The sequence below is a fragment of the Acinetobacter sp. ANC 4178 genome (assembly GCF_004331175.1).
Lineage (GTDB): Bacteria > Pseudomonadota > Gammaproteobacteria > Pseudomonadales > Moraxellaceae > Acinetobacter.
This window is the reverse complement of the sequence record NZ_SJOD01000002.1, coordinates 547,841-558,270: the sequence shown is the minus strand read 5'-3', so window position 1 is coordinate 558,270 and position 10,430 is coordinate 547,841. Positions and strand designations below refer to the sequence as shown.

Below are 10,430 nucleotides of genomic sequence, written 5' to 3'. Positions count from 1 at the left end.
CATTATGGTTTTGCACCATAAAAGCGCTACATCCAGTATAATTTTGGAGAAATATAAGGAGGAACGACCTCCCTTGGTGCTTAAACTCTAAAGATGCACCAAGAAAATTCCTCAGGACGACCTGATTTTTGATTTAAATTTGGAGGTCGTCATGGCTTGGATTGTACTTATTTTTGCGGGTATTTTTGAAATCGTCTGGGCATATTCCATGAAGCTGTCAGAAGGCTTTAGTCGAATTGGTCCGAGTATTATCACCCTCATTTTTATGATCTTAAGCTTTGCATTATTGGCGTATGCGATGCGCACTTTACCCTTGGGAACGGCATATACAATTTGGACAGGAATTGGTGCAATCGGTTCTTTTCTGGTGGGCATTTTTATTTTAGGTGAGCCTGCAACCGCTATGCGGATGCTTGCCGCCATCTTAATTATTTCAGGGCTTGTATTAATGAAGCTTTCATCTTCATAATCAGTCTTCTTTTTATTTCTAAATACCGCAGGAGCAGACAATGAAACTTGCATTTATGTATATGGCTTCTCCTGTTGGGCAGTTGAAATTAGTTGCGCATGATACCGCGTTGGTTGCAGTACTTTGGGAAAATGAAAATCCAAAACGGGTTCGTTTGGCAGAATTGGTGGAACAGCTCGATCACCCGATCTTGCTGCAAACGCAACAGCAATTAATGCAATATTTTGCAGGTACCCGACAGCAGTTTGATCTGCCTTTAGATTTTGAAGGCACTGAATTTCAGAAGCAGGTTTGGCAAGCTTTATTGAATATTCCCTTTGGTGAAACTCGCAGTTATAAAGACATTGCAGAACAATTGGGCAATCCCAAAGCGGTACGTGCTGTGGGAGCAGCCAATGGTAAAAATCCAATTTCCATTATTGCACCGTGTCATCGGGTCATTGGTTCAAGCGGTAAATTGGTGGGCTTTGCAGGTGGTTTAGACAATAAAGAGATTCTTTTAAAAATAGAACAACTTCAATAAACTTGATGACTTAATTCTTTATAATATTTAGTCAAAAATGATTTCACAGATTTTCGCGCCACTACTGTCCACATTTTGGTGGATATTATTGCTATTTATCGTTATAGGCATCATCAAAGCATTTAAACCTTATTTAAAAGGAAAAATGGGGGAGTTTGCCGTTGCAGCTCATGCCAAACTTTATTTAGATCAAGATCGTTATACACTACTTAATGATTGTACTTTACCAGATGAGCAAAACCAGACCACACAAATTGATCATATTTTGCTGAGTCCTTTTGGTATTTTTGTGATTGAAACCAAAAACTATAAAGGCTGGATTTTTGGAAGTCAGCATCAAAAAATGTGGACACAGAAAATTTATAAAAAGAGTTTTAAGTTTCAAAATCCATTACATCAAAACTATAAACACCAAAAGGTGTTAGAAGCGGTGTTATCGGATATTGTTGAGCCTCAGTTCATTCATTCTCTGGTGGTATTTATGCCAGATTGCGAATTTAAAACCCAGATGCCACAGCATGTTTTTCGTGGGGCAGGTTGGACGGATTATGTGAAAAATTTTCAAGAAGTAACGATTCCGCCAATGAAGTTAAAACGGATTCAATTGCGGATTGAAAAAGAAGTACTCGAAAAGTCGTGGAAAACCAATCGGCAACATATTGAAAATTTAAAGCTCAAACACAGTGAATAAAAATAAACCCACAGCGCTTGCTTGAACTGTGGGTTTTATAGATTAAAGCGAAAACTTAGAATCGTTTTGGAATTTTCTGTCCATTCGGCACGGGTGTTTCAGCTTGTTTTAATACGCCAAATAACCACGTTTCTGCATGTTGCACCGCAATTTTTAACTCATCGCCCATCGCGAGACGACCAGCAATAAAACTCGCGAGAGAACAGCCCGAACCATGATATTCACCTGCCAAACGAGGACAATGGCTTTCAGCCACAAATTCCCCATCAATATATAAGGCATTGCGAATATAGTCGGCAGTATCTTCATGCCCACCTTTCACCAAAACCGCTTTTGCACCCATGGCAAACAATTTCTGCGTGGCAGCTTCCAAGTCTTGTTCGCCCGTTAAAGCACGCAGTTCAACCGTATTCGGGGTAAGAATAGTCGCCAATGGAATGAGTTCAACAAAGGCTTTGACTAGTGTCGCTTGATCACCCAAAGAACCACCGCTATTGGCAACCAAAACAGGGTCAAGCACATAACGATATTCTGGATGTTCACGTAAAAACTCAGCTAGCGCTGCAATATTGTCGGTGGTGCCGAGCATGCCAGACTTCACGCACTGAATGGGGAGGTCACCCACCACGGCATGTGCTTGAGCCAAAAGCAACTCTTTGGAGGTTGCCTCAAAGCCAAAGACTTGTTGTGAGTTTTGAATGGTCAGTGCGGTACATGCAATTGCGGCATGCGCACCACTTTGACCAATCGCTTCAATATCCGCTTGTAAGCCAGCACCGCCAGAAGGGTCTAAACCCGAAAAGCACAGTACAGTCGGGCGCATGTACATTTCCTTCATTCATGAGATTTGCGATAGTATAGGCAACTTTGAGCGAAGTCTCGAGCGTAATTTATTGGGTTGGACAATGATTAAGAATATCTTGATTGATTTAGATGGAACACTGACAGATCCCAAAGTCGGGATTACCACTTCTGCACGTTATGGTTTGGCAAAAGTGGGGCACCCCATTCCTGAGTCAGAAAATATTGACTGGATTATCGGTCCACCGCTGAAAGCATCCTTGGCTAAAATTTTAAATGTTGAGCCACATGATGTTTTGGCGGATCAAGCCTTATTGGGTTATCGCGAGCGTTTCTCGGTCACAGGTTTATTTGAAAATCACGTGTTTGAAGATGTTGCACAAACTTTAGATGCATTAAAAAATAAAGGTTATCGATTGTTTTTGGCAACGGCAAAACCTGAAGTTTATGCACGTCAGATTTTAGATCATTTTGATTTATTACAGTATTTTGAATATCCCTATGGCAGTGAGCTAAATGGCGAACGAACCAATAAAGGGGATTTAATTGCTTATATTCTTGAACAAGAACAGCTTCAGCCTGAAGAATGTTTGATGGTGGGTGACCGAGAACATGATATTTTCGGCGCACGTAGCAATGGCATTGAAACCATTGCCGTAGAATATGGTTATGGCTCTATGGTTGAGCTTGATGCAGCTCAACCTAAAGCTCGAATTCAACGTTTTGCCGATTTGCTGAACCTGATTTAATCAAGCATTGATCCATTAAGCACCTCACTTTCCCTTGTTGAAAAGTGAAGTGCTTGGTTTTATATGCCTAATGTTCTGCGGATTTCATTGGCTAAAGCTGTGGGATTGGAATGTTGATGTGGAATGCTAAAACTTTTAAAGCCATCGCCTCTAAATTTACGATCCACTTCTAATAACACGTGAGTTTGATGCTGTTCTGCCACAAAGGACACTTCAATTTCATTGATGCCACTAAAGAACTGCGCAGGTTTAAACTCTAGCTCTTGATAACAGCCGAGGGTCGAGTAAAACCCATTGCCACGCAGTTGCCCTTTTTCAACATCGGCAGTCACCAAGTGAAAACCACATTGTTGCATGGCTTGAATAAAGCTATGCATGGTTGGCGTCGGGCTAATCTGTAGATAGTCTTTATCGGTGGCATCCAGCCCCCAATCTACATCTAAATAAGTATGCAGCCAAACTCTGGTTTTATTGCTGCGACAAGCCAGATCGGTCAACGGTGTTTCAAAGGGCAATTGAATTGAGAACGGGAAGGTGTGGGTCTGGTTGGCTTGTAATTCAAATGCGCCACTAATATGCCATTCCGCAATCGTCAGATTTGTATTGTACTCTGAGTCGTTCGATTCGACTTCGGCTGTGGTCATTAATTTTAAATACATGCCATTAATGTTTTTATTGGAAGATGCGCCAGTAAAAATCACTTCGCCATTCAGAACTTGCCCTGCTTCTAGTTGATTGTTATGGATGCGGGTATCTACCTGAATGCCTTGTAGACCTAAGCTCGACATAAGTTTATTCAACATGATGTAAAAATTCCAAAAAATAAATAATGATGAAGGATGTTCAGTAATTCAAAATGCATTCGAGAGTAGCATGGTCTAGCGAAAATTTAACGCATGTCTAAATACAACGTTTCCTTAATTTCTTCCATCACAATATAACTATGCGATGAAGCAGATGAGGGCAGTTTTTTGAGTAAATCACCCAGTAAACGGCGGTAAGCACTCATTTCTTTTAAGCGTGCTTTGACCAAATAATCGAACTCACCCGAAATTAAGTGACATTCCAAAACTTCAGGAATTTCGACCAAATCTCGTGCGACTTGATCAAAAACATCTCCCGACTTGGCCGAGAGTTTAATCTCTAAAAATACCAGTAAATTTCGATCGACCAGTGCAGGATTAAGCCGCGCGTGATAGCCCGTGATAATGCCGTCGCGTTCCAGTCGCTTGACTCGTTCTGAACAAGGCGTGGTAGATAAATTGACCCGAGAAGCCAGTTCACTAATCGCAATTCGCCCTTCCATTTGCAGAATATCCAAAATCAGGCGATCTACACGGTCTAATTTACGCATATGTTTTTCTCTGTTTTTAGCCTTTATTTAGTGAAAATGGCATGAATATATCTCAACTATACCTGTTAAATCAGTCAAATTCACTATTGATGTGGAAATATACTAGTTAAATAAACTGGTGAAGCAGTGAGAGAAAGGAAATGCGCGTAATCGTTCTAGGTAGTGGTGTAATTGGTGTAGCAAGTGCATATTATCTTGCGCAGCAGGGAGCAGAAGTAACTGTATTGGACCGCCAAGCAGGTCCAGCAGAGGAAACAAGTTTTGGTAATGCAGGGCAAATCTCGCCAGGGTATTCGACCCCTTGGGCAGCACCTGGCATTCCGTTTAAAGCGGTCAAGTGGATGTTTCAGCATCATGCGCCATTAGCAATCAATATGGATGGCAGCATGTGGCAGTTACAGTGGATGGCACAAATGCTGAAAAACTGTAATCCACAAAGTTATGCAGTCAACAAAGAACGTATGACCCGTGTAGCGGAATACAGCCGTGATTGTTTACGTGAATTACGTAAAGATACGGGTATTAGCTATGAAAACCGCTCAAAAGGTACATTACAGGTATTCCGTAATGAAGCGCAATTAGAAGCGGTGCAACGTGATATTCAAGTCTTAAAAGAGTGTGGCGTGCCACATGAATTGTTATTGAAAGATGACTTAGCTCGCGTAGAGCCAGCGTTAGGTTTTGCCAAAGATAAATTGGTCGGTGGTTTACATTTGCCGAATGACGAAACGGGCGATTGCTATAAGTTCACCAATTCACTTGCAGAGATTGCTAAAGCTAAGGGTGTGAATTTCCTGTTTAACCAAAATGTCGAGCGTTTAGTGGTTGAAGGTGACGAAATTAAAGGCGTCGTGGTGAATGGTCAAGTGTTGACGGCTGACCGTTATGTGTTGGCTTTTGGTAGTTATTCACGTGATTTCTTAAAACCACTTGAATTGAATTTACCTGTTTATCCAGTCAAAGGGTATTCACTGACAGTGCCAATTGTTGACCCTGCGTTTGCACCACAATCAACTGTACTCGATGAAACTTACAAAATTGCGATTACCCGTTTTGATCAACGTATCCGTGTGGGTGGTATGGCAGAGCTAAGTGGTTTCAACTTGAAATTGAATGATGACCGCCGTGGCACATTAGAAATGGTCACCAAAGATTTATTCCCAGGCGGTGATTTACCGAATGCAACGTTCTGGACTGGCTTACGCCCAATGACTCCAGACAGTACGCCAATTATTGGCGCAACACGCTTTAAAAATCTGTTCTTGAACACAGGACATGGCACCTTAGGTTGGACCATGGCATGTGGTTCAGGCAAGCTAATCAGTGACTTGGTGATGAACCATAAACCAGACATCAGCATTGATGGACTATCGATTGCACGTTATTTAAGTGCAGCATAATTCCTGAATTTAGGGAGTTGTTTGAACTTTAGGGAAGAAGGGTTATGCCACGTCCAATTACTGCGGTGATTCATCTATCCGCACTCAAACATAATCTGGCGATTGCGCGTGCCGCAATGCCAGACAGTCAAGTTTTTGCTGTGGTCAAAGCCAATGCCTACGGGCATGGCGTTGAGCGCGTATATCAGGCATTTAAATCTGCTGATGGTTTTGCATTGCTTGATATTGAAGAAGCCAAGCGTATTCGTGCTTTGGGCTGGACAGGGGAAATCCTGTTACTGGAAGGTATTTTCTCGCCGCAAGATTTATATGATTGTGCACAGTATCAATTGAATTTTACCGTGCATAATGAATTGCAAATTCAATGGTTACAACAGTTTCCCGTTGCAGCACAATTCAAAGTGTTCTTAAAAATGAACAATGGCATGAATCGTTTAGGGTTCACACCAGAACACTATGTCGGCGCGTGGAAAAAACTGAAGGATTTAGCTTCGGTCAAAGAATTGGTGCACATGATGCATTTCTCTGATGCCGATGGTGAGCGTCAGGGGCAATCTGGGATTGAATATCAGCATCAAGTGTTCCAACAAATTTTGCAACAGTATCCGGGGCCTTGTTCGGTCAGTAATAGTGCCGCAATTTTAAGATATTCTACCCAGTTGCGTTCCGATTATGCGCGCAGTGGCATCATGCTGTATGGCAGTTCTCCAGATTTTCCAAGTCATACCATTCAAGACTGGAATCTACAACCGAGTATGAGTTTGCGCAGTGAAATCATCTCGATTCAACAGTTAAATCCAAATGACAGTATTGGCTATGGCTCTAGTTTTGTCACAGACCGACCTATGCGTGTGGGTATTGTGGCATGTGGCTATGCCGATGGTTATCAACGCATCTCACCGACAGGCACACCTGTGTTGGTGAACTCCATTCGTACCCGTACTTTAGGCCGTGTCAGCATGGACATGCTTGCCGTTGACCTTGATCCAATTCCCGATGCGCAAATAGGCAGTGAAGTGGTGTTATGGGGTCAATCGAGTTCTGGAACTGTGTTACCGATTGATGAGGTTGCAGCCACTTCGGGAACGATTGGTTATGAACTGATGTGTGCAGTGACTGCACGAGTCAATTTTTCAATTCAGGAATAAGGAATTAATCATGTCACAACAGGATATTCAACGCTTCAATACCACCCCTGTAATGAGCGCCGTGACAGTTTTTAACAACGTGGTGTATTTATCAGGTCAGGTGCCTAAAAATCCTGATTTGGATATTACAGGACAAACTCAAGATGTATTAAACACCATTGATCAACTTTTGGCACAAGCCAATAGTGATAAAAGTCGTATTCTTTCAGCACAGCTTTTTCTGAAAGACTTATCGGATTTTTCAGTGGTGAATGAAATTTGGATTGATTGGTTCAAAGACCATGCAACGCCTGCACGTGCCACGATTCAAGCCGATTTGGTCAATCCAAAATGGCTCATCGAAATTGCAGTCATTGCGGCACAAAAGTAAGTATTCATCCATGGAATGGAGGATGTAAGTCATGAGCAAAGTGATCAACTGATTAACTAAGAAGGTTAAGGATTACTTTGTTAAGGATAAGGGCTTGACCCTAGATCAATCTTATTGCTCGAGAGGAGCTAGATCTGGGTGAAGTCATGTAAAGGAATTAAAAAAGGATGTTGAGTTATGACCACAATGCGTGAGCCAAAAGCTGAACAAGCAACCCATGAGTTGCAACGCAAGCTCTCTAATCGTCATTTACAATTGATTGCAATTGGCGGAGCTATTGGTACAGGTTTATTTATGGGTTCAGGGAAAACTATCTCCCTCGCTGGACCTTCAATTTTAATTATCTACATGATTATTGGTGGTATGTTCTTTTTCCTGATGCGTGCATTAGGCGAAATTCTACTGTCCAATTTGCATTACAAATCTTTCATCGATATGGCACACGATTTAATTGGTCCTGCGGCAGGCTATTATATCGGTTGGTCGTATTGGCTCGGTTGGGTCTTGGTCGGTATTGCTGACCTTGCGGCGATTATCAATTATCTGAATTTCTGGTTACCGCCCGATATGGCGTTTACGCCCATAGGGCAGGCGCTGATTAGTGCAGGTTGCGTATTGTTTGTCCTTGGACTGAATCTTTTAACCGTCAAGCTCTTTGGTGAAATTGAATTTTGGTTTGCATTAATCAAAATTCTCGCCATTTTAGGCTTGATTGTGATTGGTGGCTTTATGGTGTTCAGTCATTTCCAAGCACCGCAAGGCTCAGTTGCTAGCTTTAGCAATGTCTGGGCACATGGTGGTATGTTCCCGAAAGGCGCCAGTGGCTTCTTGGCAGGCTTCCAAATTGCACTCTTTGCGTTTGTAGGGGTGGAATTAATTGGAACAATGGCTGCTGAAGCGAAAGATCCAGAAAAGAACTTACCCAAAGCCGTGAATGCTATTCCAACCCGAATCATTCTATTCTATGTGTTGGCGTTATTTATTGTCATGTCAGTAACACCATGGAATGAAATTCCAGCGGATCAAAGCCCATTCGTCAGCCTGTTTTTACATGCAGGGATTGGCGGTGCAGCAGTGATTATGAACTTGGTGGTGTTATCTTCGGTGATGTCATCAATGAATAGTGGCGTGTTCTCGACCAGCCGTATGTTGTACGGTTTATCTCAAGGTGGTCAGGCACCAAAAGGATTGGGTGAATTATCTAGCCGAGCTGTACCTGCCAAAGGCTTGTTGTTTTCATGTCTCTTTATTATGGCAGGCGCAGCATTACAGTATTTCGTTCCGAATACTGTAGAAGCATTCACCTTGGCAAGTTCGTTGTGTGTAATTCTATTTATCAGTATTTGGGGACTCATTATGGTGTGCTACTTACGCTACCGTAAACTACGCCCTGAATTACATGCACAATCGAAATTTAAAATGCCAGGTGGGGTGTGGATGTCCTATGTGGTATTGATTTTCTTATTCTTTACTTTGGTTATTTTAAGCTTAGAACCGGATACTTTACGTGCCTTAATCATTAGTCCAATTTGGCTCATTATTTTGGCCATTACTTATCGCGTGTTGTATTTACCGCGTGCGAAAAAACGTCTGTTAGAACAGCAACTCGATGGCTAAGTAAAACGCATCCTTCACTGGCAATATTTGAGAGAAAGCCCCGCATCATGATCAGCAGGGCTTTCTTTTTGTTTGAGCTAAATAAATGGATTCTAATGAAGTGTTATATAATTGTATGAGTTTATGTATAAAAGCTATTTAAATCAGAGGGTTTAACTTTTAATAAGGCACTTTAAAATTCTAACAACGGTCTATGCGTAATTATAAAATCGACATCCTGCGCGGAGTGTCCATCCTTTTGGTGCTGATTCACCATTTCAATATTCCGTATAAATTATACGATACGTTTCTAGGTATCCCGATCGCGGGCGAAAGCTTAAGTACTTTGATTGCAAGAAATGGCAACTATGGTGTGACCATATTTTTTGTGATTTCAGGATTTTTGATTACCCAGCATACCTTGCAACGCAGTGGTTCTTTGGCGCAGATTAATCTGAAAGATTTTTATATCCGTCGTATTGCCCGAATTATGCCGTGCTTAGTGTTGCTGGTGCTCATGGTTACGATACTTGGGGCTTTGGGACTCAGACCATTCATGAATCAGGCACCGAATGATGTGGACGTACCATATGCTGTGACCGTCCTTTCTGCTTTTAGTTTTTGGATGAACATATTGATTATTGAATACGGCTGGGTCAATTATGCCTTGGGTGTTCTGTGGTCTTTATCCGTAGAAGAGGTCTTTTATTTAGCCTTTCCTATACTGTGTTTAGTGCTTGGTCGAGGTAAAGGGTTTATTGTTTTTCTGCTCCTTATCATCGCGTATGCACCTTATTTTCGCGCGCTACATTTTGCAGAGGAAAGCGGTGCTTATCTGTATCACTACTTTTCTAGTTTTGATGGAATTGCGATTGGCTGCCTCACCGCAATGTATGCACAGCATTTTAAAGGTGCCATTTACAATCCAAAAGTGATTGTTGCAGTGACGGTATTTTTGATGACCGCTTTATATTTTTATGCACCAATCAAAGAGGTGAGTACATGGGGTATCAGCATCTTTGCGCTACTTACGGCGTTACTCATATTTTGTTTTACCCAAGACCCGAAAGGTGAACCTTTCTCATATGCTGCACGGAGTTTGGTCTGGATTGGACAGCGTAGCTATGAAATGTATTTGTTTCACCTAATTGTTTTGGGTTTAATGAAAGTGGTGTATTTCCCAAAAGAAACTTTAGCGGCTGAAAAGCTGATGCTGTTGCCTGTTTATTTTATCGCAGTGTTTATTTTAAGTTGGGCGATTGAGAAATATTATTCGACTCCGCTCAATATAAAAATACGTCAAGCTTGGATATGCTGATAGCTCTAATT

The 10,430-nt window shown here is 41.8% G+C and carries 12 protein-coding genes; 9 read left to right on the top strand and 3 right to left on the bottom strand.

Annotated features, from left to right (window positions below):
* Positions 1-151: 151 nt before the first annotated feature.
* The 3 genes from E0H87_RS06940 to E0H87_RS06930 are packed head-to-tail and all read left to right on the top strand — an operon-like array spanning position 152 to position 1,683.
* On the top strand, positions 152-469 hold the full coding sequence (locus tag E0H87_RS06940) for a DMT family transporter (RefSeq protein WP_131322910.1): 318 nt from the start codon (positions 152-154) through the stop codon (positions 467-469).
* Between the two features lie 40 nt (positions 470-509).
* Positions 510-992, top strand: a complete 483-nt coding sequence (locus E0H87_RS06935; RefSeq protein ID WP_131322909.1) for a methylated-DNA--[protein]-cysteine S-methyltransferase — start codon at positions 510-512, stop codon at positions 990-992.
* Positions 993-1,029: 37 nt separating this feature from the next.
* Entirely contained in the window at positions 1,030-1,683 is a 654-nt protein-coding gene (locus E0H87_RS06930) for a nuclease-related domain-containing protein (protein WP_131322908.1), read from the top strand.
* A gap of 55 nt (positions 1,684-1,738) precedes the next feature.
* Here the strand turns inward: E0H87_RS06930 and E0H87_RS06925 are convergent, their stop codons facing one another.
* Entirely contained in the window at positions 1,739-2,506 is a 768-nt protein-coding gene (locus E0H87_RS06925; RefSeq protein WP_131322907.1) for a hydroxymethylpyrimidine/phosphomethylpyrimidine kinase, read from the bottom strand.
* 82 nt (positions 2,507-2,588) lie between these two features.
* Here E0H87_RS06925 and E0H87_RS06920 point away from each other — a divergent pair, with 82 nt between their 5' ends.
* The gene (locus E0H87_RS06920; RefSeq protein ID WP_131322906.1) at positions 2,589-3,233 is read left to right on the top strand and encodes an HAD-IA family hydrolase; all 645 of its coding nucleotides are present in this window, start codon (positions 2,589-2,591) and stop codon (positions 3,231-3,233) included.
* 59 nt (positions 3,234-3,292) lie between these two features.
* Here the strand turns inward: E0H87_RS06920 and E0H87_RS06915 are convergent, their stop codons facing one another.
* Positions 3,293-4,036 (bottom strand): sporulation protein, encoded by a 744-nt coding sequence (locus E0H87_RS06915; RefSeq protein ID WP_131322905.1) that lies wholly within the window; start codon positions 4,034-4,036, stop codon positions 3,293-3,295.
* Positions 4,037-4,122: 86 nt separating this feature from the next.
* Entirely contained in the window at positions 4,123-4,587 is a 465-nt protein-coding gene (locus E0H87_RS06910) for an Lrp/AsnC ligand binding domain-containing protein (RefSeq protein WP_100242952.1), read from the bottom strand.
* Between the two features lie 140 nt (positions 4,588-4,727).
* Here E0H87_RS06910 and E0H87_RS06905 point away from each other — a divergent pair, with 140 nt between their 5' ends.
* The 5 genes from E0H87_RS06905 (at position 4,728) to E0H87_RS06885 (ending at position 10,419) form a co-directional block, all read left to right on the top strand.
* Positions 4,728-5,987 carry a D-amino acid dehydrogenase gene (locus tag E0H87_RS06905; RefSeq protein WP_131322904.1) on the top strand — a complete coding sequence of 420 codons (1,260 nt, stop codon included), beginning with the start codon at positions 4,728-4,730 and terminating at the stop codon, positions 5,985-5,987.
* A 44-nt stretch (positions 5,988-6,031) separates the two neighbouring features.
* Positions 6,032-7,135, top strand: coding sequence for an alanine racemase (gene alr, locus E0H87_RS06900; protein ID WP_131322903.1), 1,104 nt, complete (start codon positions 6,032-6,034; stop codon positions 7,133-7,135).
* A 10-nt stretch (positions 7,136-7,145) separates the two neighbouring features.
* Positions 7,146-7,505: a RidA family protein gene (locus E0H87_RS06895; protein WP_131322902.1), complete on the top strand. Its 360-nt coding sequence runs from the start codon at positions 7,146-7,148 to the stop codon at positions 7,503-7,505.
* 186 nt (positions 7,506-7,691) lie between these two features.
* Positions 7,692-9,122, top strand: coding sequence for an amino acid permease (locus tag E0H87_RS06890; RefSeq protein ID WP_165493945.1), 1,431 nt, complete (start codon positions 7,692-7,694; stop codon positions 9,120-9,122).
* Between the two features lie 193 nt (positions 9,123-9,315).
* Complete coding sequence (locus E0H87_RS06885) at positions 9,316-10,419, top strand: acyltransferase family protein (protein WP_131322900.1); 1,104 nt, start codon at positions 9,316-9,318, stop codon at positions 10,417-10,419.
* Positions 10,420-10,430 lie beyond the last annotated feature (11 nt).